Genomic DNA, 23,608 nt, shown 5'->3' on the forward strand with positions numbered 1-23,608 from the left:
TGCTCCTTGCTATCATATTCTTTACACCTAAGAATTCTCTTTCAAATTGATATAACCTTTTGTTTACAAAAAAGAACAAGGTATATCTCCTTGTTCTCATTTTTCTATGACAGCCATTGCGGCGGTGTATTCGTATTCCAATAAATATCACCAAGCTCGTGGTGTGCTATAAAGTCATCATCATAACGATGATAATGAAAATTAAAATAATAACCATCTTGCGGTGGATGATCTCTTCTTACGTGAAAACGAAGTAAGTCATCTCCAGTTTTTGTATTATAAACATGGAAAATCTTTTCATTTTTCCCACCGGCTGGTTTTTGTGAAATTGCTAAAGACTGCAGTGAATCTTCTGGTGTATGATTCGCAAGGTCTGCAAGTGCTTCTTCTATTTTCGGCAATATAATATCTTTAAACTCATCTTCAATTACTGGACCGATTTTCGATCCGAACTTCTCCATCGATTGCCGCTCTGCTTCTTGCATCGCATAGGAAAGGAATGCTTCTGAGCTTATATCGTTTAAATTCTCATCCAGTGTATACGACGGTTGTTCTAGATTTTGTTGTTTTGTAGGCTTGTCCGCTTTTGCAGTACCAAGCAGTACAGAAGGAGGTGTTACTAATCCAAATGTTAATACAGTAATTAACGCGACGAGTGTCTTTTTCATCCAATTTGGCATGTTGTATCCCTCCCTTTCTTTTTATATTTTTATAACTATTTCTTCTATTATACAAAATGATGCCAATTTTTGCACTTTACAAATTTATTAATGTTAACATCATTTGAATATAGAATAGTAAGATTTCATATAATAAATATAATTCCCTGATTTGACTAGGAGGGTTTCCATTTGACACTTGACCTTCTCTTTTCAGCCGTAAGCATTTGTGTTCTAATTTATTTTATGTATGTGTCGATTACGGATTAAAAAAAGAGCTACCTAGCTCTTTTTTTATTAGGAACAAATAAAATCCACACTGTTAGTCCAATTGCAATCCCTGCACAAACTACAGCAGGAATCAAATAAAAATGAGCTAGTGCTGCAATGCCGTATACACATAAAGCGGGTATAAAGAGATATGCCTTTGCTTTCTGTGACAGCCAAAGTTTCTTCCCTTCCGAACAATATAACTGTAAAAATAGTTTCCCTGAAAAAACTTTCCATTTTCCACTCGAATAACGATAGATTGCAAATAACGCAAACGAAATAATGATTGCAGCAATCCACCACGGCGTACGCCAAATGGCAATTGCGCTTAAAATGATAATCTGAATGTAAAAACCACTTGCATCACCCGAACGAAAATATTCCTTTAGAAAAGCTTCAATGATTCTAGCGTCATTGTCCTTTCCTAATAATATACGTTTAGAACGCGGAAATAACCACGGCTTCGCTGTATTTGTAGGTTTTTGTACTTGGCCCCCTATTTCCATTATTTGTGATGTCCATCTCATTGCTTCTCCTTTTTCTTTTTCAGTTTCTTTAAAGAAGAAGCGATGGTACTCCATTTTTTCTTTTACTAAGAAAAAATTTATGATAAAGAGAAGGAGGAAGAACAAAATCGCATAAAAAGACTGTTGTAATATGTATCTACATGTTATGCCTACATATACAATACCTATAAAAAAGAAAATATTTTTAATAATAATCACTTGCCACTGTTTATAAAACCGAACATCAATATACCGTTGTATCAAGGAAACTGTGAAACGAAAGCAAGTCAAAAAGACAAAGCAGCTAAAAGCCTGTATTCCCGTTCCATGTAAACCTTTCAAAAAGATGGGTAAGAATAGTATTATTACAAGTGCACTTGTAAAACAAATACGACAAAAAGAATAAACCATTCCATATTTCATCATTTGTTTAATCCGATTTGGAAATTGAATTAAAAACAAACTATCTGCTTGTTCCAAAAACGAACGTACACTTCTTGAAAACGTTGTGCTGTAAAGGATAAAAAGTCCGATAACCCAATATATTACATCTTCATTTTCCGGTCCATTTTTCCAAAGTGAGGTGTAATATATCCAGCTAAATACAAGTGCTGGAACAACTGCATATAATGCGATTGTCCAATCGACAACAGAACGCACCGCTTTCCATTTTCGTTTTAATTCATAGAATAGCCTCTTATAAAATAATTTTCTAATCATGTTTCTCCCGCCTTACAATCACATCAAAACAATCTAACAATGTGCCTTCTCGCATGTTAGCAAGCGTTTGAATACTACGTAAATCTCCATTTGCAAATAACGTTCCTTCTGAAATTAATAAGAAACGCTCACATATTCTTTCTGCTGTATCTAACACATGTGTGCACAGTAAAATACCTACTCCCCGTTCCTTTTCTTTATACAAAAAATTGAGAAAATCACGAGTTGCCGTTGGATCTAACCCAATAAACGGCTCATCAATAATATAAAAATCAGGCTCTGTTAAAAAAGCTAAAATGAGCATTGACTTTTGTTTCATTCCTTTTGAAAACTTCGACAAATATTCATGCTTATGCTTGTCCATCCGAAATGTATGCAACAGCTCATCCGCCTTTATTTCCCAGCTTCCTGATTCTACATCCCTAGCAGCCATTAAAAGTTCAATATGTTCCCATAATGTTAAGTAATCATAATACGTCGGATGCTCTGGAACATAGGCATACGGATTCTTTTTTTCTCCAAATGAGACTTCCCCGTCCATATGCGCCAATAAGCCAAGAATCGCTTTTATCGTTGTACTCTTTCCTGCTCCGTTTGCACCAATTAAAGCAACGAGTTCACCTTGTTCAATTGAAAAGGCAATATTATGTATCGTTTGTTCTCCAGCTTCGTATCCAGCTGAATTTATATTTACTTGCAGCAACTATATCCCTCTCCCTATATAAACTTACAATAAATTTCTATGAAAATAATAACATATTTTTCAAGGGAAAAAATGCCCCATAGCAAAGACACCATCCATATGCAGGAAAATAAGCTAAATAATAGAATACTTTATATTCTGAGCACAAAATATTTTTTATTATTCCATGCACACCTTCTTATAAAATACTTCTATCAAACAACGAGAAAGGATATTTACTATGACAATTAAACTAAACATTGAAGCTATTTTCATCGACCGTGACGGTACAATCGGCGGCGATACAACGATTCATTATCCCGGAGAGTTTCAGTTATTCCCATTCACTGAGATGGCTCTAAATAAGCTAAAAAAACAAAACATACAACTATTTTCCTTTACAAACCAACCGGGCATTGCGGATGGCAAAGCAAAAACTGAAGACTTTATTCAAGAATTAGAAGCATTCGGCTTTGATGACATCTATCTTTGTCCCCACCGGCATAGTGATGGCTGTGATTGTCGTAAACCAGAAACAGGAATGCTCCTTCAAGCAACGAAAAAACATCATCTTGATTTAACAAAATGTGTTGTAATCGGTGATAGATGGAGTGACATTGTTGCAGGTATACAAGTCGGTGCCACAACGATTTTAGTGCAAACAGGTGCTGGATACGATGCTCTGCATACATACCGTCATAAATGGGCGAACATGAATGCTGATTATATTGCCAAAAATTTAGAAGATGCTGTTTCATGGCTTCTTTCGCATTCTATATGAAAACAAACCAGCAATGCCACGTAAAACGGCATTGCTGGTTTGTCATTCCACTCGCTTTGCATACCTCACTGCAAAAATATGAAAACTATCTCTTTATGAAATGCTTGTCCTTACATATCCATATGTTATGAAACAATATTGCAATATGCTTGGATATTTATCACTAGTTATAAATGTTTTTTATAAAGTTAATTCATAATGGAAATAGCGATCATCTCTTATATAACCATTGCCTACATATAAATGCTGTGCTGTTGCATTATCGACTTCTGTTTGGAGCTTTAATCCTTTTGCCCCTGTCTCTACTGCAAATTGCTTCGCCTTTGCTAAAAGATCTTTCCCTACTCCAGTTCCTCTTGCCTCACTTCGTACAAATAAATCATTTAATATCCACAGCTCTTTCATCGAAATAGAAGAAAAAGAAGGATATAGCTGCGTAAATCCAACGTATTTCCCATCTTCTACTGCTACAAAGATAACAGATTCTTTTCGTTCTATACGTGCACGTAAAAATTGTTCAGCACCTTCAATATTAGAATCTTGTCGATAAAACATGCGGTACTCATTAAATAATGATGCTACTCCTTGTAAGTCTTCCATAGTTGCTTGATATATTTTCACTTCTCTTCGCTTCCTTTCCAATAGTTCTTCATTAACTCCGTTGCCCAATCTGGCTGCTTGATGTCTTCATTTGGTAAAAACTCTTTCATAACTGGTTTCACATCTAAAATAGGGGTACCATCAATCGCATCTAATCCTTGCACAACTAAGCGCTTTCCTTCCCTTCGTACTACTTTTACAATCGTAGCACCTAATCGATTCGGACGATTTTTCCCCCGTTGTACAAAAATACCGATTTTTGGATACTCTTTATTATTTCGAGGGTGTCTTGCCGTGTACTGAATGTTCTCTTCTCTCACTCTATTAAAATAAAAAATTACTTCAATATGTGAAAATTGTTCAACCCCTTGCAAACTCTCTTCTGTATACAAATCTGTCATTTCTATAACAGATTCAACTTCTCCCCACAAATCATCTTCTACACTGATTCGTTCATTATGTACAAAAGCGATCGGTTGTAACGAAAACATCGTATCCCCCCTTTTTGTAACCACTTACATTATAATATATTCTCCGAATATTTTCCATGAATAATACTCCAGTTTACATAATAATATTATTTATAGAAACAAAAGGGAATAAGTAGCACTCTCTTTTATCTGAAAATTATACAAGACCTGTTAAACTATACATGCCAATTACAACAAATACAGCTACTGTTTTAATAATTGTAATTGCAAAGATATCCCGATATGATTGTTTATGAGTTAACCCTGTTACTGCAAGTAATGTAATAACAGCTCCGTTATGCGGCAATGTATCCATTCCTCCTGATGCCATTGCAATAATACGATGCATCACTTCTAACGGGATATGGAACTGCTCTGCAGCTGCAATATACTTATCAGACATTGCGCTTAATGCGATCCCCATCCCCCCGGAAGCCGAACCTGTTATACCTGCAAGTACATTTGTTGTAATGGCTCCGTTAATTAGTGGATTTGTAAAAGTAGTTGAAATACCATCACGAATTACACCAAATCCTGGGAGAGATGAAATTACACCACCAAATCCATATTCTGCCCCTGTATTCATTGCTGCTAGTAACGCGCCACCAATACTAGCATTTAACCCTGTTTGAAAGTCTACAAATACACGTTTCCAATTTAATAATAATGTTGCAATAATCCCTGTGATAAGTGCTAATTCTACTGACCATACTCCAAGCACCCCAGACAACTCTACTTTCCCAAAACTCTTTAAACCAATGGATGTAAAATCAAAGCCATTTGGATACCATTTTGGAATAACAATTGTAAAAATTTTATTCATGACGCCGACTAAAATAAGCGGTACGAAAGCAAGCACTTGTCGAAGTGGGGTAATTTCAGCCGATGGCAGTGATCGTTTTACACCTTGTTCCGTTTCGATGGATGCTGCCATTTCCGTATGTCCATCGCCAAATCCATAATACCCTTCTCCTTGCGCTTCTGCTTTGCGACGTCGACTTTCTAAATACACCATACCGACAATAAAAATAAAAATAGCTCCTGTAATTCCTAATAACGGGCCAGCATAAATATCTGTCTTGAAAAATGTTGTCGGAATAACATTTTGAATTTGCGGTGTTCCTGGAAGCGCATCCATTGTAAATGTAAGCACACCAAGTGCAATTGTACCTGGAATGAGTCGTTTCGGTATATTTGCTTCACGAAACAAATTAGCTGCAAATGGAAAAATAGCAAATGCCACTACAAATACACTAACACCACTATAGGTTAAAATCGCTCCCATTAATACAATCGCCAGTATGGTCCGTTTTACACCAACAATTTGAATAATTGTTTTTGCGATTGACTCTGCGATTCCTGAAATCTCAACTACTTTTCCAAAAATCGCTCCTAGTAAAAACACAGGGAAATATAATTTAATGAAACCAACCATTTTCTCCATAAAAATATTTGAGAAAAAAGGCAAAACATAAGTCGGCTCTGTTAACAAAACAGCAAACAGTGCACAAATAGGCGCGAATAAAATAACAGAAAATCCGCGATATGCCACAAACATAAGCATACTAAGTGCCAGTAAAATAATGACTAATTCCATGATCTTCTCCTTTCTAATTTCCGAGGAAATATTTATAGAATTTTCAGTTTATTTAGTAGAATTCCACTTTATAAATGAAATTCCTTTTTCAAGCATCAAATATAGTCATTTTTTTACAACGCCACTATTAAAAAAAGATAAGGAAATGACCTTATCTTTTCAATCTGTTACTTGTTTTACCGCATAATGAAAATTCTTTAAACTTTCTACATCTTTACTAATATGAGTAGCTCCTGCTGTCACTAACTCTTCTTTACTACCGTACCCATACATGACTCCAATAGAATCGATACCAACTTGGCGCGCACCAATTATGTCATACTCTCGATCTCCTACCATAACTACATGCTCTTTCTCTAAATTATCATATGTATGTAAAATATGCTGAATTATTTCTGCCTTTGCAATGCGTGTTCCATCTAAATTACTACCGACAATCTCTTCAAAATAATGCGCCATCTGAAAGTGTTCCAAAATTTGTTTTGCAAATACAGTTGGCTTAGACGTTGCCACAAATAATCGCTTTCCTGCATCCTTTAATTCTTGTAAAACACTAGGAATATGCTCATATACATGATTTTCAAACATTCCCTTCGTTTTAAAATATTCACGGTAATACGTAACTGCATCTATTACTTGTTTTTCATTCATTCCATATATATTCGCAAATGAATGTTGAATCGGCGGACCAATAAAAGAAAGTAATTTGTTATCATCCTGCTCATCAATCCCCATTTTTCGCAAGGCATATACAATTGAATTTACAATACCTTCTTTTGGGTCTGTTAATGTGCCATCTAAATCGAATAAAAAAGTTGTATACATTTATTCTCCTCCGCTCACTTTACTTTATATGTTACAATCCAAAAACATGTATTCATATGAATCTCTAAATCTACTGCAAATGGTTCGAAAATAGCTGTAAGTTCTTCTTTCGAATAATAATTTTTTATTACTTCATATTGCTGGCCATCTGCTAATGAACGAATTTTATATGTATTTTCATCACCTGGCTTAAAAATAAGTGTTCCACCAATTCCTTCGTTATACATATTATCCGCCATACATACAATAGATCCTTTGTCTAAAACCGCATGAAACTGTTCTAAAAAAGAGAAAATATTTTCTTTCGGAATATGAGAAAACCAAAAATTTGCGTATGCTCCATTAAATGTTTTTGCTAACTGATTTAGTTTATATGCATTTCCTTGTACAAAAGAAACTTTCGATGGCACAAGTTTCTTTTCTTTCGCTAAAATTAGTACTTCTTCCGAGTAATCAATCGCAGTAATGTGCTTAGCTGTCTCAGCAACATATTGTGTCCAGTATCCTGTACCGCAAGCAACCTCGAGTACATCCTTCCCTGCAAACTTTTCTTTCAAAACATCTTTTACTTCTTTTAATTCTGTCTGTCTAATAGGGTCATCTCGAAAATATACTTCTTCATAACTCTTTGCTCGGTTACTATAATATGTTTTCATTCCAATCCCCCTTGTCATCCTAACCACAACTCTCACCATTTTACAAAACAATCACTTTAATGTAAATATTCTGTCAATAAAAACAACATAAGTCACCTTCTAACAAAAAAGTAAGATGTACAAATTCTTTCCTATCATGTATGATTAGATTTATTTTCCAAATTTTAATAAATGGTGAATACATATGACAACAAAATTAATTTTCATAGCAGTTTTTACAATTATCATTCATGCAGTAGAAACAAGTTCTTATAGCATCCGACTCGCAGGCATTCGGTTAAAAAAGATTGCTGTTTCCTTATCTGTAGTTGGAATTGTGTTACTTGTTGCGAGAACATCTAACTTGCTGCAAGCTTTTTTAGTTAGCGGTATTGTCGATCAAGCAAAACAAGACGATTCTATCGATTTAAAAGGAATAATTCATCTTATTTTATTCGCTGCCTCAATCGGTACATTACTAGCTATCTTTTTGTATCCAACTCTTACAAAACTATTTGGCTATGTTATTCAAAACTTTGAAACAGACGGTTCTTTCATACGTATGATGAAAACAAATAACATTCAAAAATTAAAATACACAAAAAAATATGTCCGTTTTCCAAAGTTGCAAATGATTCATCGGATGAGAATTGGCGGCATTCCAAAGCGAATTATGCTCATTAATATGTTTGCTACTGCTATTTATACGGCAGGCGTTCTTTCTGCTTTATACGCCTCTTTCTTAAATCCTCCTTACGCATCGAATGCAAGTACAGCGTCCGGTCTCGTTAACGGATTTGCAACAATCTTATTAACGGTACTATTAGACCCACGGATTGCACTATTAACAGAACGAGCTCTCCAAAAAGAAAACGGGGCAGAAACAATGGGGAAAATGTACGGATGGCTTATGATTTCTAGATTTTTTGGTACATTACTAGCTCAGCTTCTTTTTGTACCAGGAGCACATTGGATATTGTGGATTATTTCGATTATGAATTAAAAATTGCACATTAAAAAAGGGGCTTCTTAACTAAGATAGAAGACCCTTTTTTTACAACTCCTTATGTTTACTCCTTGGGTTACATATGGTTCCGTTCTTTTTTTTACTCTACTTATATTAGTAGCATATATGATGAGCTCTGGTGTACAGTCAATTTTACAGACGGAAAGCAAATTAGCAAAACACTATTTATATTTTGCATGATTAGAAAAGAGCAGGAGGAAGGCCGTACAAAACGTAAGGCACTACTAAAAAGAAAACAAGTCCATATAGGAAAATAAAGTTTGACTCACCATTAATGGTGAGTTAAATCGATTGATCATTTACAGGCAGTTACCTCTAACTATCCTCTTTGCTCGCTCTGCATCTTTGGATTTTAGAATCTTACTTTCCGCTAATACAGGATAATCTCATTTACACCTTGCTCATCCAAGATACAATTCAACTAAAATCTTGTAAACTGCCATCACAAATTCACAGCGATTTCTTCACAACAAATCCCCGATTAATATGTAATACTGAATTTACAGTTATTGAAGTTTACGTAGTGTTATTACACGACGACCTATGTTGTTTAACAATGCAATTTACTGGTGTATCAACGATTCGGTTAATGCACCTTTTTTTGAGGTTTTATTACTATTTTTATTACTACATTTGTTGAAGTCCTCATAAAAAACATGTATACGTATGGAAAGAAAAAAACAACCCCGACTGGGACTGTTAACATACGGTTCGAAAACGGAAGTCATTTTAAAATTCTACATGTGGACTTTTTTGTTCCGACGAATAAACCACCAAACCAAAGCTAGAAGTAGTATGATAATCGGTATTCCCTGAATAAAGAGAAATCCTTTACAAAAATCAAGTCTAGTACTGTCCGGGGAATCTGTTGACATCCCACCTATAAAAAGTGCCAATGGAATAGCAAGTATATTTATCCCTAAACCGACCATTACGAATAATAGATTTAAGTCATCCCAAATTTTTTGTGTTTTCTGTGCTATAGCCGTAATAAATAAAAATATTGCAGTACCAATTATAAGAAACGGTATTCCATAAAATACAATATACTCCATAGTATCCCTCCATGACTTTAATTGTACCATTAGCAAGGGAAATTTTGTGCAATTTTGGATGAATATGGTATTCATGTAAGATTGATATAACATAACATTATCAGCAGTTCTCTTTTGCTCCAAACACAGAAACGGCAAAGATTTATAGTTCCTACCTTGTTTTCTTTTGTATGCACATTTTTATACAAACTTATTAAGAAAGCATTCTTCCTATTCCTTTTTATCACTTCCGATTTAAAATACTGTATAAAATTCTGCATGTTTATAACTAGGTGTAGTGACAATGCTACAATGAATATATTATTGAATTTTTAAAAGTAGAAATATTAGATGATAAAACAGGTGAACCAATAGAAGAAGCAGAAAGCTTTTGGTTTTTACCGATTCTAGAGCATCAATTCTACGGAAGTTGGAAGCACATGTGTTACTAATAAGGTTTGTCCAACAAAATTTGCATGTGTAGGTTGTGTTACAAAAATACATGAGCCAGAGCAAAAGCATGAGTTAGTTGCCTATCTAGAATGAGCAGAAAAAACGAAGGAATTTTACGAGAAAAAAGGCATTCATTTTAATACGATTAGAAATCATGAAGAACTTTATGATTATTATAAAGAGAAGAGTAATACTTATAAGAAAAGCAAAAGGAGCTTGAAAAACATCTTCCCTATCATGAGCATGAAAAGCTTTCATTCAGGGAGTTTGAGCATTTAAAGCCTGATAGAGATCTACAACATGTTTACCGTCAGTACATGAGTCTGATGAAAGCCGAGCTGGTAGCCCGCTTGATAGAAGCTGAACAATATATCGCGGAAGAAAATACTAAATATTTATCAGATTTATTTAAGAACTACGAAGGATAAAAGTCGTGATAAAAAAATAACAGTATGTCGTAATAAAAGGAGTGGGGAATCCACTCCTTTCCTTTTTTCTATAATTGTTAAACAACATAGGTCATCGTAAAAGAATACTGCCTAAACTTCACTTTTTCTATCTTCCAGTAAAAACACAAACCGGGGATTATTGCTCTTTCTATTACGGCACTAACCTAGTACAGTCTCTCGGAAATGCACTTGCTTCACGAACGTTCGATAAGTTTAAAAATTTATATACAAGTCGTTCTAACCCAATCGCGAACCCACCATGCGGCGGACAACCATATCGGAACGTATCAATATACGATTGAAAGTTTTCCACATGTAATCCCTTTTCTTCAAAGGAGCGAACTAACATATTATAGTTGTGAATACGCTGCGCACCTGATGTAATTTCTAATCCTTTATACAGTAAATCAAAAGAGTCTGTGACGGAAGGATTCTCTTGATTTGGCATTGTATACATCGGACGTGTTTCTTTCGGATAATGAGTGATAAAGACAAAATCACTATTGTATGTTTCTTTTATATACTTCCCAAGCAACTTTTCTCCTTCTGAATCTAGATCTCCTATTGGGGACTCTTTTCGATACTCTTTTTGTAAAATCGTTTGCGCTTCTGTCACCGTTAATTTTGGAATGTCTGTAATAACCGGAATTTCAATTTGAAGCAACAGTAACTCCTTTACGCAATTTTGCTTTACTTTTTCAAACATATACCGGAGTACATCCGTTTCAAGCTGCATTACTTCATAAAAATCTTCAATAAATGCAAGTTCGACGTCTAAGGAAATGTATTCGTTTAAATGACGAGATGAATTGTGATGTTCAGCGCGGTATACAGGTGCCACTTCAAAAACACGTTCTAATCCACCCGTAACCATCATTTGCTTATAAAACTGCGGTGATTGTGCTAAATATGCTTCTTTTTCAAAATATTGAAATTGAAATACATTTGCTCCGCCTTCCGCTCCTTGTGAAACAATTTTCGGTGTGAAAATTCTTGTAAAGTCATGTTGTAGTAAATATTCGCTAAATGAATGTGCAAACATTGATTTAATTGTAAAAATCGCTTGCACTTTATCATGCCGAAGTGATAGCGTTCGTGAATGTAACATTTGATCTAAACCGACCTGCAGTTTCTTTTTATTCACTTCAAATGGAATTGGTTCAGCGCCATTTATAAGCTGCACATCCTCTACTAACAACTCTACTCCAAGTTCCGTTTTCTCTGTCTCAATTACTTTTCCTGTCACTTGCACAACACTTTCTACTTCTACCTTGTATCCAGCCCATTCTTTTTCAAGTACGCATTGCATGACGCCTGTTCGGTCACGAAGTAATAAAAAGCTAATATTCCCTAAATGACGAACTTTCTTTACCCATCCTTGTAACACAACTGTTTTATGCGGTGTACATTCGCTAATAAGCGACCGCTTCATCTGTTGACTCATACACTCCGCCTCCTACTATTAATTGTATGATTGTATATGTATTATTATCGTTGTCATCATCATCCACAGCCGCTCACCCCTTTCAAAGAATACAAAAATCCGCCCCTATACAAGGGACGGATTTCACCGCGGTACCACCCAAATTGTCACATTGACCACTTTTCGCCTGATAACGGTAGGTTCCGTTTACTTTTACTAGTTATTCACGTTCAAAATAACACTCACAGGTGTCTTTCCATCACGCTGCACCGCAATCTTCTCAGCTACCGATTGCTCTCTGTAGATCGTTCATGATGTACTTTTCCTGCTCATCGCTTTTTATATTTACGGAATATTTTATCCTTTCAAACAACGAGATGCAAGTTATTTTTTTAATAATTTGAAAGGTTATTTAACTTACTTCTTCAGTTTACCTGATATTGGTTTTGTTATAAACTTTCCAAAAATTCGTCAAATATACTGCTTTACATACTTTTTAATACGTATTAGATCTGGGTCCTCTTCCATTAATTCTGCAAAATAGCCGCTTTCATCTTCTTGCAATACGCGCTCTAATTCAATGGTCGCCTCTTCATTTCGATTCAATACAGCTAAATAGCATGCTTTATTATATCTAGCATTTAAATGTGATTCATCCATCGATAACACATCATTCATGAGCTCCAACGCTCTTTTTGTATCATCATTTAAATGATGAGAAACACCAAGACCGATATATAGTTCATCCTCTTCTGGATGATGCTCTAATCCTTTTTCTAATATAGCAATAGCTTCTCGGTAACGACCTTGATTATTGTAAAGGGCACCTAAATGTATAAAGCTTCCACTCATCATCGGAACATCTTCTGCTAAAGTACGAAGAATATATTCTCCTTCTTTTTCCCTCTGTAAATCTAGTAATATCGTACCCTCCAGCATTCGAATCGATGCGTCAATCGGTCTTTCTTGTAATATGCGCTCCGTTTCACGCAATGCCTCTTGCAACCTTGCTTCATTGTCATCTGCATGTTCTAGGAGCAGCATAATAAATTGATGTGCAACTTCATAATTCCAATGTTTCCTGAGCGACTTACGTAATGTTTTAATTGCATCATCAATGAGATCACCATTTACATAAAAGTGAGAAAATCGTTGTACCGCTGCGCTGTTTTCTTGATTTAGGCGGATTGCCGTTTCATACAAATCAATAATAGATGTAAAAGAAAGTACATCATTTGCACGTTTTCGAATGCGGTGATATATTTTTGTGAAAAATGCTCCTGTTTGTTCTTCTTGCTCCATCTGTTCCAAAAATTTTTGTTCAAGTGCAGAAGCTGCATACATAAACGCATAGCTTTTTTCTTCATTTGATACGTCTAAATTCCCTAAACTATCACTTATACTTTTTCTTTTCTTCCGCAATTCTTCTATATACGTTACATACACTTCTTCATTGTGAGCATTTTGCATAATAATCTTCTCAATAACCTGTAAGCCTTCCTTTTCATCCGAGGCAAGTAATATTTTCGCATAATGATGTAATATCTCTTCATGATTATTTTCCTTTGCCAGCGCCTGCTCTATATAAGCACGTTCTTTCTGGCCATCACCAATTGCCCCGTACACATATGCAAGGCTATTTAAACGCCATGACTCAGAAATAATTCCATTCTTTTTGTTTAAAACCGTAATCAGTTCCTCATGACGCCCGGTTTTTACTGAAATATTCGCTAAATGTTCCATATTTACTAATAAAGGGGCATTTTTACAACCTTCAAACATGTAATGCTGTTCGTTCTCTAAATCTTCTTCAACATAGTAAATTTCAGCCAATTTCAAGTGTGCCATTGCGAAAGTAGAATCTTGTTTCACACATTGTAAATACGCTGTTTTTGCTTGTTCCCATTCTTCCAATGTTTTATACACTTCTCCGAGCCTAAAATGCGGGAATGCATCTTCTGTGATCTGCGTCGCTTGCTCATACAGCTGAATAGCTTTCTTATAATTCCCTGCAGATTCTTGTAAAATGCCTAAATAACATAAATAATCTATATTGCAATTATCTTTTTCAACTAACGTACGTAAAAATGAAATTCCTCTTTGTAAAAATGGTGTATCTTCAAGCTGCGATACATACATTTCTAGTGCATCTCGGAAATTACTTTGTATACAAACGATTCCTTCTTCCATAATCAGTAAAGCTGATTCAACTTCTTTTTGTTCGATGTTTTGATCTATAGCTGCGTTCCATAATATCTTTCCAGCATTAATAAGGAAGTCGCTATCTTCAATAAATTGTTCTTTCAGTCTAAAAATATATTGTTTTCCTGTTTCATACCCTTTTTGTTTCATGTAAACTTCACTGATTCCTATATGACAGGATATTTCTTCCTCGTCACATCGAAGCCCGCCTTCATACATTTCCAGTGCTTTTTCATATTGTTCTCGCTCTAAATAAAGGTCACCTAATTTCGCATACAACACAGCTGATTGAACATCATTTTGCATTCCTTCTAGTAAAACTTCTTCTGCTTTTCTTTTATCTTCTAATTCTGCTTCATAAATATCAGCTAACATGATATATGGCAGCGGTAATTGACGATCCAATTCCTTACCAACTTGAAGTCCGCGAATTGCCGATCTTATCTTTCCTAATTTATGAGCACACCGAGCACGCTCACACCAAACAAATCCGTCTCTTTTATACTGTTTTAATAACATAGTAAACACTTCATATGCTTCTTCACCATGGCCGGCATCCGTTAAAATCAGGGCATGATTAACAAAAACAAAACGATCTTCATGACGACTCGTTGCAATAGATGAATACTTTAGAGCCTGCTTCAAATCATCTAAATACATATAGCCAATGGCCATATAACTCCAAGCTACTGGCTGATCAGGGTCTAGCTGGAGCGACGCACGAAAGTTAGCAATCATATCATCATAACGAGATTCATCGAACGCAATGCGTCCTTGCGTAAAATGGTAGAATGGATTCGTAATTTTATGATTCACTTGTTCTAATACTGTATACGCTTGTTCTAGTTCTTCGATACGTACAAAACATTGCGCTGTATGAAGCTTTACATAATCGGATTCGGGATAAGCATGTAAAGCACGTTTCGCACAGTTATATACAAACTCCTTTCCATCTTGTAAATCTAAATGTTTAATCGTATATAACCATGTATACGGATTTTCTTTATGCTCGTGTAAAAGCCTTAACAAATTTTCCACATCGTCATGTTCAGCAAATTCCATTTGATCTGTTAACGAAAAGATGCGCCGGAAATACAAATCATCTTCTTTACATAATGAAGAAAGAAGCTCACTTTTCTCATTTGGAACAATTGCGATGGATAAATAATTCGTATTTACATACTGCTTTGCAAATTCTTCATATGTAACAAGTATGCGCTCTGCAAAATTGGGATCTTGAATATATAAAACTTGCAGCTGATCATTATAACCAACTACCAATTGCACATGCGAAACATGGTCTATATCAACACTAAGCAAAACTGGAACACCGGCATCGATAAATTTTTTATACATATTTACTGTACCTACAAAGAAACGACTTTTATAACCGATCGCTTCCACGTATTCTACTGTTTTTGATAACTTTGACCCTATTCCATCAAAAATATGCTTAGCAATTTCATCTTGCGTTTTGCGATTTCCAAAAAGCCTCAATATCATTTCGATACTTGCAGGTACGCAATAGTTATCTTTCTGTACGACAGGTACAATAGAAAGCATCACTTCTTTTTTCTCAGTAAAACGAAGTGCGTTATGATAAGGAGAATCTTTTAAACTTTTCTCCTTTTCTAGCAATGTTTGTAGACTATCCCAATCACCTTCCATATAATAGAATTCCGCCCAAATTTGTGAGAAATACGGTTGATAACTATGAAATGGCAACAAGTTTTGAACTTCATGTAAAACTTGGCTCAACTCATCATATGCTTTTTTATCATATAATCTTTTTATCTTTTCTAAATAAAAGAACGGAACTTGTGGAAATTTCCTCATCGCTTCCGTAATGATTTGTAAGGATTCTTCATGTTCTCCTTTCATAGAATACAACTCAGCTAATAAATATGTTGATGTATCTACACATTCCTCACAATTCATTCCTTTTCGCAGTACTTCTTCTGCCTTCAGCCAATCGCCTTTAAATAAATAGAAGTAACCCCATTTATCAAAGATTGGAATTTCACTTAATTCGTCTGCTTTCTTCATATATCTATAAGCTTCCTCATAACGACGCATTTCAAGTACGCAACGTGCCAATACGAAATACGCCTTTGCAAGGTGCTCTTTTTTAACAGCGTGACTTTCTTTTTGCAATGCCTCTTTTAACAAATCTTCTGCATCTAATGATTTTCGTTCATCAATTAAATCATCACAAAACCAAGTAAGCGTCCGAAAACTGTTAAAACGACGATGTGCATACCGCACTACAAATCTACTATAAGATGGCATCAAGCCTTCATCCAACAGTTGAATAATTGTATAAAAATCTTCTTCTGAAGAAATTTCACCTAACCGTTCTTTCATATAGGAAAGGGAATTTTTTGCTCTTATTTCCTCAATTTCGTTTTGAATTTCCGATAAACCATTTAAAAATTCTTTCTTTTTTACAAATACCCTTAATTTCTCAAAATCTCGCATCTTTTCACTCCATTCTTTTTTCATAATTGTATATACTAGGTATAGAACTTACAACGTTTTTTCACATTTTCTTTAAAAGAAAAAACAGAGCGTACACTCTGTTTTTCTTCTCTTATATTTCGTTCGCTCGAAGATGAATCAATACCTGCTTATTTCCTACTTGAATTTGTTCTGCTTGTTGCATCGATTCCTTAATGAATAATTGTTTCATAAGTAAGTTTTCTTGCAGTAATTCTTTATACTTCATCATTACATCCTGTAATTCCTCGTCACATTCAATTTCAATATCTACTCGCAAATTTACTGGCAAATTCAATTGTTTGCGATATTCCTGCACAGCGCGAATAAATTCTCGCGCCATTCCTTCCTGTAGCAATTCATCCGTTACATGCGTGTCCATCATAACGGTGTATACCCCATTCGCAGCATCAGCAAGTCCTGTTTTCGGTATTTTTTCAATAAACACATCTTCTAATGTTACTGCGACAACTTCTCCAGACGACAATTGACATGCTCCATTTTCATCTTTTAGAAACACTTTTACTTCTTCATTAGATAAATTTTGCAGCCAATGATTGACCGTATTGATTTGTTTTCCGAATTTCGGGCCCGCTTGTTTAAAGTTTAGTTTTAACTGATATGACATATAATCCGCTTCACTATATTCGATTGTCACTTCTTTCACGTTTAACTCATCCATTACAATCTCTTTATAAGAATTCCAATCCATTTCTCGCTTCGTATTCTCAAATACAACTAATTTTGTTAATGGTTGTTTTACTTTTAATGTGTGTTGATTACGAATACTACGTCCAAGCTCAACTACTTGTAAAACAGCTTCCATCTCTCTTTCAAGCTGTTTTTGAATTAGCGCTTCTTCACATACTGGATAATCCGCCAAATGAACACTGCTGTCTTCTAAATTGAAATGAATATCTTCAGCTAAAAATGGTGTAAACGGTGCAAGCAGCTTACTAAGCGTAACAAGTACTTCGTGAAGTGTAGCATATGCTGCCGCTTTTTCAGCATTCATACTAGACGCCCAAAAGCGATTGCGCGAACGTCTTACATACCAATTGCTTACTTCTTCAACTAATAATGCTATTTCACGTGCAGCTGTTGTAAATTGATAATCTTCTAAAGCTATACTTACCTTTTGAATCGTACTATGCAACCTTGATAATACCCACTCATCCAGTTTTGTCTTCTTTGTACGATATTCCTGTTTTGGATTGTATCCATCTAACTCCGCGTACAATACGTAAAAACTATACACATTTAACAACGTATCAACGAGTTTTGATTTTGCTTCTTGTACAGTTCGTTCTGAAAATCGTTTCGGATTCCAAGGCGCACTATCTACAAGCAGCGCCCACCTCAAAGCATCCGCTCCAAATTTCTCTACTAAATCTACTGGGTCTAACGCATTCCCTTTACTTTTTGACATTTTTTGCCCATTTTCATCTAACACATGCCCAAGTGATAATACACGCTTATACGGCGCTCTTCCAGTGTATAGAGTAGACACCGCAAGTAAGCTATAAAACCAACCGCGCGTCTGATCAATTCCTTCAGCAATCACATCCGCTGGAAACTGTTCTTCAAATAACTCTTTATTTTCAAATGGATAATGATACTGAGCAAATGGCATCGAACCACTATCAAACCAAACATCAATTACTTCTGGCGTACGTTTCATTGTTTCACTGCATTTTGGGCAACTAATTTTCACTTTATCTACATATGGTTTATGCAATTCAATATTTTCATCAACCATTCCAATTGCATATTTTCTTAATTCTTCAATGCTTTTCGGCACAAATTGATGGTAACAAGCTTCACATTCCCATACATTTAGCGGTGTACCCCAATATCGTTTCCGGCTAATGTTCCAATCCACCATGTTTTCTAAAAAGTTACCAAACCGGCCATGTTGGATATGTTCTGGATGCCATGTTACTTCATTATTATTTTGTAAAAATTGCTCCTTTAACGCAGTTGTTCGAATGAACCAACTTTCATTTGCATAATAAAGTAGCGGTGAGTCGCAGCGCCAACAATGCGGATAACTATGCTCATACTTCTCCTTATGATAAAGAAGACCATGCTCAGCTAAATAGCGAACAATTTCAACATCACACTCTTTTACAAATTTCCCTTGTAAAAAAGGAACATCAGATGTGTACTCTCCCTTCTCGTTTATAACATTAACAAATGATAGATCATTTTCTTGAACCACTTTATAATCATCTTCTCCGTAAGCAGGGGCGATATGAACAATTCCTGTACCGCTATTAGCTGTGACAAAATCAGCTTTTACTACACAATGACCATTTGTGACTTCTGCAAATTGAAATGGCGATACGTAAGAAATCCCCGTTAACTCCCTTCCCCTGTGAACAGATAACACTTTATAATCTTGCTGCAGTACATCTTTCGCTAACTCTTTTGCAACAATATAAATCGTATTCCCTTGCTGGGCCCTTACATATTCCAGCTCTGGGTGAACAGCTAGTGCTACATTAGCTGGAAGCGTCCATGGCGTTGTTGTCCAGCCGAGAAGATACTCGTTTTCCCGATCTGTACGCTGAAATTTAACTGTTGCACTTAAATCCTTCACTGTTTTATATCCTTGCGCCACCTCATGTGAGCTCAATGACGTTTGGCAGCTTGGGCAATAAGGAGAAACGCGGTGACCTTTATACAGCAATCCTTTTTCATGAATCGTTCCAAGAACATGCCAAACACTTTCAATATAAGAATTATCTAACGTGATATACGGCGTACCCATATCAACCCAGTAACCAATACTTTCTGTAAATTCACGCCACTGCTTTTCATACGTAAATACACTCTCTTTACACTTTGCCAGAAAGGCTTCTACACCGTACTTTTCAATATCATGTTTACCAGAAATACCGAGCTGCTTTTCAACGCCCAATTCCACCGGTAATCCATGTGTATCCCATCCAGCCTTACGCAGCACTTTATATCCTGTCATCGTTTTATATCTTGCAACCAAATCTTTAATGGTCCGTCCTAGGGCATGCCCAACGTGCGGAAGTCCATTCGCAGTTGGCGGTCCTTCATAAAATACGAAAGATTGTGCACCTTCACGATTTCGAATCGATTGCATAAAGGTATCCTGTTCATTCCATTGCTTACGAATTCGCGCTTCTCTCCTTACAGCTGCTTCTTTCACATCTACCTTCTTCATCTACAATCACTCCTTAAGAAATAATTAAAAGTACACAAAAAACCCGTCCCTATCATTAGGGACGGGTTTACCCGCGCTACCACCCTACTTCTATTGATTAATCGTTCATCAATAGCACTCAGCAACGTACAATCATACGCGTTCCTTGTAACGGTAGACAACCGTTCGAACTTACTATGTTCAGCTCGACTCCTCGGAGATGATTTTCAAATATATACCGAACACCGGCTTGCAGCAAGATACCGGCTCTCTGGGGAACAGTGATATATTTTACTCGTTCTCGTCATCAGATTTGTATACTTTTATTAACAGTTATTTTATTCCAACACAACACCAATTGTCAATTAATTTAGAATTTTTTCCGAGTTGAATTTATTATATTCTTATCTTTACTACTTTTTTATTCTACATCTTTAAGAACGTTACACGAATAACAGCATGTCGCATGGTTAAACTACTGAAAGAACCAAACATGGTTATTATCAGGAAAAGTGGTGTTTTTATGTCGGACTTTTTAGAACCAATCGAATACGAAACAGGTACTGCGATTCAAACCTTCAGCATTATAGAAACAAACGTTACTACTGATGGATATGAGGTTCTGTTGAATATTGATTTAGACAGTGGTTACGAATTAGATAATGTGAAAATGCAAATTACCAATGAAGAATTAGCAGGATACGAAACAACCGATATCCATGAAGGAGTAAAATATGCATTAGGATTTTTTGATAATTAAATATATGATATTTTTATTTCCTCATTAGCCCCCTAATAAATTTGGACACCTACTAAGAGTAGTTTTTGCTTGAGATAACCAAACAAGGGGGCATTTATTTTGCCATAAAGAAGACATTCTATAGAAACACCTTAACGAAATTTATTATGTTGAAATACTTATTGAAACCAACCTTTTTTGTTTTTATACATCCATATAAAAAGGTAGAGTTATTCTTTAAACTCTACCCAATACTTTAATATGAAATAGCTCGTCTATTTTGTGTAGACCAATTGTTATAAAAGTCAGACCAATACATAGACGCATTTTTCTCACCAGTCCAAGGATCGTTATAATAAAAATAGCTTTCATCATACCCTACAAGCGTAATAGCATGGACTGTAAAACCATGCATAGTCATCCAAACGACAACAGGTTTCCCGTCGTCTAAATTTCTTTTTATTTCTAAACCAGTTAGATTTATTGCACTACCAGTGTATTTACGTACTAAATCCATTAAAGCTGGAGGATATATAGTCCAACCTTTACCAAAAGGATTTCCTACAAAACCTTGATTTGGATCAAAACTAGAATACGGCATTTCGTATGCAAGTTGAACTTTATCTACATTCGCACCTGCATATTGTAACATCATCGTTACTGATGTTATCTCACAACCGGATACTAAATTTCTTGATGGAATATAAGGATCACGTTGACTAATAATTGGTACATCCAAATATGGGTAAGTAGAACCTTTTACAACCGCTTTACTATCTATCCAATTTAAATTACCACTAGAATTTTTAAAACCATACCATGTTACACCGTTATAGTTTATAGATAATTTTACATTCAAGTTTTTATTAGTAAAGTCTGAAGCCGAACCTACATATGAAGCATTTTGCATTCCGTAAGGTCTAGTCCATACTGTATGACCTTGATTATTTTCCACATGATAAGTCTCATTCATTTCTATTATGTTAGATGCATTAGAAACTGTTTTAGAGTCAATCCAACCAACTTCTTTACCGTCTACCATAAAATGATACCAAACTGTTTGTTCCCTAGTTAAACTACCAATTACTTTAATAGGTTTATTTACATAGTTATTTGCAGAACCAACATATTTAGCGTTCTCTTCACCATAAGGTAAAGTCCAAATTGCATGACCGTATGTATCTCCTAATAATACAATTTTATTTTCATCATTAATCACAAGATTAGATAATGTTCTTGAATCAACCCAACCTAGTTCTTTATCCCCTAATTTGATTTTACTCCACACAACATTATTTTTCTTTACTTTTTGGATAACTTTAACTTGTTTAAAGCTATAATCACTAACTGATGCAATCCAGTTAGCACCATATTCTCCATATGGTACACTCCAAACACCGTCAGAAGGTTTTGCTGAACCACCAATTAGTACTGAACTGTTTTCGATAGGTAAATTTTCCAAGTCAGTTACAGCTTTATCACCATCTATCCAACCTATTACCCCTTTATCATTTTTAACTTGATACCAGTTTGTAGCTCCCTTTTTAACTGTCTTTATTACTTGTAATGTTTGATAAGCATAAACATTAGTAGAACCTATGTATTGAGCACCCATCACACCATAAGGTTTTGACCATATCCCATTACCGTTGGTCGTTCCAATTGTTACAGAGAAATTAACAGGTTTTACCTCATCTTTTGCCAATGCCTTTGAATCAACCCAACCGATTACTTTACCATCTACACTAAATTGATACCAAGTTGTATCTCCAAACATTGCTTTTTCGGTTAATTTAATGCTATCATATGCATATTTATCTGAAGTATCTACATAGATTGCACCCTTAACGCCATATGGTAAAGACCAAATGCCATTATTATATGTCGCACCCATTATAGCGTCTTGATTTATTTCTTGTATGTTGGATAATTTACTTAATACTTTACTATCTATCCAACCTATTGTTTTACCATCTATACTAAATTGATACCAAGTTGCATTGTTTACTATCATTTTTTGAATCAGTTGAACTGATTTTCCTGCATACTTATTAGTAGAATCAATATAGTTTGCACCTTGTAATCCATATGGTACAGACCAAATACCATTACCTTGTGAAAACTCAATAATTTGAGTCTCTTGTACATTTGTTGTGCTAGGTTGTGAGTTAGATGATTTAGCACTGTTATCTTGTTGGCTATTTGATTCTACATCTATACCTTGTACATTTTCGGATTTAATATTACTATCTTGTGGGTTTTGCGGATTATTCGATTTCACTCCGTCAGTTAGTGAATTATCTGTTGTAAAACTATTATCTTGTAAATTATTTGATTTAATATCTTTACTTTGTAAGTTATCACCAACTTGATTATCTTGTACTTTTATATTATTAGATTGTAAGTTTTCAGCTTTTATAAACGTTGGTTCTGATAAAAATAAACATATCCCAGTTACTCCTATTACCGCAACTGATTTGTTACATACCTTTAACGTGTTACTTTTACTCATTATTCTTATCCCCTATTAAATTTATAAGTTAAGTTGATTTGTTATTGTTTTATTCGAATCTTTAAAGAGTATAAAATATTTTGTATAAATGAACAAAGACGTATAAAAGAAGACCTTTTCTTCGTAGAATTGATCTCCCCCACCAAATTCACAGAAAAGAATCTTTCCTATAAATCAGTTTACATCAAAAATTACTAAACCACTAGCCCAAAAACAAGATATTACAGTGATTTTCATGAGCACTTAGAAAAAGTAGTGAATACACTACTAGTAGCAGAATTAAAAGCGTTTTTATACTATGAAAAATATAATCGTATTGTTTCCAATTCGCGCAATATACATAATAGTTT

The 23,608-nt window shown here is 35.1% G+C and carries 16 protein-coding genes and 2 other annotated features; of the genes, 3 read left to right on the forward strand and 13 right to left on the reverse strand.

Translation table 11 applies throughout. The features are described 5' to 3' along the window. Nucleotides 1-104: 104 nt before the first annotated feature. From AB1280_RS07950 to AB1280_RS07960, 3 genes are all read right to left on the reverse strand, one after another. Nucleotides 105-680, reverse strand: a complete 576-nt coding sequence (locus tag AB1280_RS07950; RefSeq protein ID WP_272190751.1) for a YpjP family protein — start codon at nucleotides 678-680, stop codon at nucleotides 105-107. A 257-nt stretch (nucleotides 681-937) separates the two neighbouring features. Next, nucleotides 938-2,155, reverse strand: a complete 1,218-nt coding sequence (locus tag AB1280_RS07955; RefSeq protein ID WP_429755482.1) for an ABC transporter permease — start codon at nucleotides 2,153-2,155, stop codon at nucleotides 938-940. After that, nucleotides 2,148-2,858, reverse strand: a complete 711-nt coding sequence (locus AB1280_RS07960) for an ABC transporter ATP-binding protein (RefSeq protein ID WP_429755483.1) — start codon at nucleotides 2,856-2,858, stop codon at nucleotides 2,148-2,150. Before AB1280_RS07960 ends, AB1280_RS07955 begins: the two co-directional genes overlap by 8 nt. A 220-nt stretch (nucleotides 2,859-3,078) precedes the next feature. Here AB1280_RS07960 and AB1280_RS07965 point away from each other — a divergent pair, with 220 nt between their 5' ends. Further along, a complete protein-coding gene (locus AB1280_RS07965; RefSeq protein ID WP_272190755.1) occupies nucleotides 3,079-3,618 on the forward strand; it encodes an HAD-IIIA family hydrolase in 540 nt (179 codons plus the stop codon). Between the two features lie 180 nt (nucleotides 3,619-3,798). On the opposite strand, the gene AB1280_RS07970 is transcribed toward AB1280_RS07965, so the two are convergent. From AB1280_RS07970 to AB1280_RS07990, 5 genes are all read right to left on the reverse strand, one after another. Beyond that, complete coding sequence (locus tag AB1280_RS07970; protein ID WP_272190757.1) at nucleotides 3,799-4,239, reverse strand: GNAT family N-acetyltransferase; 441 nt, start codon at nucleotides 4,237-4,239, stop codon at nucleotides 3,799-3,801. Then, a complete protein-coding gene (locus AB1280_RS07975; protein ID WP_429755484.1) occupies nucleotides 4,236-4,709 on the reverse strand; it encodes an SAM-dependent methyltransferase in 474 nt (157 codons plus the stop codon). Before AB1280_RS07975 ends, AB1280_RS07970 begins: the two co-directional genes overlap by 4 nt. 136 nt (nucleotides 4,710-4,845) lie before the next feature. After that, nucleotides 4,846-6,285, reverse strand: a complete 1,440-nt coding sequence (locus AB1280_RS07980) for a GntP family permease (protein WP_429755485.1) — start codon at nucleotides 6,283-6,285, stop codon at nucleotides 4,846-4,848. A 159-nt stretch (nucleotides 6,286-6,444) separates the two neighbouring features. Next, on the reverse strand, nucleotides 6,445-7,110 hold the full coding sequence (locus tag AB1280_RS07985) for an HAD family hydrolase (RefSeq protein WP_429755486.1): 666 nt from the start codon (nucleotides 7,108-7,110) through the stop codon (nucleotides 6,445-6,447). A 14-nt stretch (nucleotides 7,111-7,124) separates the two neighbouring features. Beyond that, complete coding sequence (locus tag AB1280_RS07990) at nucleotides 7,125-7,766, reverse strand: class I SAM-dependent methyltransferase (RefSeq protein WP_429755487.1); 642 nt, start codon at nucleotides 7,764-7,766, stop codon at nucleotides 7,125-7,127. Nucleotides 7,767-7,950: 184 nt separating this feature from the next. On the opposite strand from AB1280_RS07990, the gene AB1280_RS07995 reads away from it, so the two are divergent. Further along, nucleotides 7,951-8,748: a lipid II flippase Amj family protein gene (locus AB1280_RS07995; RefSeq protein WP_429755488.1), complete on the forward strand. Its 798-nt coding sequence runs from the start codon at nucleotides 7,951-7,953 to the stop codon at nucleotides 8,746-8,748. Between the two features lie 761 nt (nucleotides 8,749-9,509). On the opposite strand, the gene AB1280_RS08000 is transcribed toward AB1280_RS07995, so the two are convergent. From AB1280_RS08000 to ileS, 4 genes are all read right to left on the reverse strand, one after another. After that, nucleotides 9,510-9,827 carry a hypothetical protein gene (locus AB1280_RS08000; RefSeq protein ID WP_429755489.1) on the reverse strand — a complete coding sequence of 106 codons (318 nt, stop codon included), beginning with the start codon at nucleotides 9,825-9,827 and terminating at the stop codon, nucleotides 9,510-9,512. A 1,032-nt stretch (nucleotides 9,828-10,859) separates the two neighbouring features. Beyond that, nucleotides 10,860-12,152, reverse strand: coding sequence for an aspartate--tRNA(Asn) ligase (gene aspS / locus AB1280_RS08005; RefSeq protein ID WP_429755490.1), 1,293 nt, complete (start codon nucleotides 12,150-12,152; stop codon nucleotides 10,860-10,862). 109 nt (nucleotides 12,153-12,261) lie between these two features. Further along, nucleotides 12,262-12,473, reverse strand: a binding site (T-box leader). Between the two features lie 129 nt (nucleotides 12,474-12,602). Next, nucleotides 12,603-16,811 (reverse strand): tetratricopeptide repeat protein, encoded by a 4,209-nt coding sequence (locus AB1280_RS08010; RefSeq protein WP_429755491.1) that lies wholly within the window; start codon nucleotides 16,809-16,811, stop codon nucleotides 12,603-12,605. Nucleotides 16,812-16,923: 112 nt separating this feature from the next. Then, nucleotides 16,924-20,013 (reverse strand): isoleucine--tRNA ligase, encoded by a 3,090-nt coding sequence (gene ileS, locus AB1280_RS08015; protein WP_429757306.1) that lies wholly within the window; start codon nucleotides 20,011-20,013, stop codon nucleotides 16,924-16,926. Between the two features lie 69 nt (nucleotides 20,014-20,082). Beyond that, nucleotides 20,083-20,324 (reverse strand) — a binding site (T-box leader). A 206-nt stretch (nucleotides 20,325-20,530) separates the two neighbouring features. Here ileS and AB1280_RS08020 point away from each other — a divergent pair. Continuing rightward, complete coding sequence (locus AB1280_RS08020) at nucleotides 20,531-20,767, forward strand: hypothetical protein (RefSeq protein WP_272190766.1); 237 nt, start codon at nucleotides 20,531-20,533, stop codon at nucleotides 20,765-20,767. Nucleotides 20,768-21,002: 235 nt separating this feature from the next. On the opposite strand, the gene AB1280_RS08025 is transcribed toward AB1280_RS08020, so the two are convergent. Continuing rightward, nucleotides 21,003-23,258, reverse strand: a complete 2,256-nt coding sequence (locus AB1280_RS08025) for a GW domain-containing glycosaminoglycan-binding protein (RefSeq protein WP_429755492.1) — start codon at nucleotides 23,256-23,258, stop codon at nucleotides 21,003-21,005. Nucleotides 23,259-23,608 lie beyond the last annotated feature (350 nt).

The sequence above is a fragment of the Bacillus sp. S10(2024) genome, from assembly GCF_050473865.1.
Taxonomy (GTDB): Bacteria; Bacillota; Bacilli; order Bacillales; family Bacillaceae_G; genus Bacillus_A.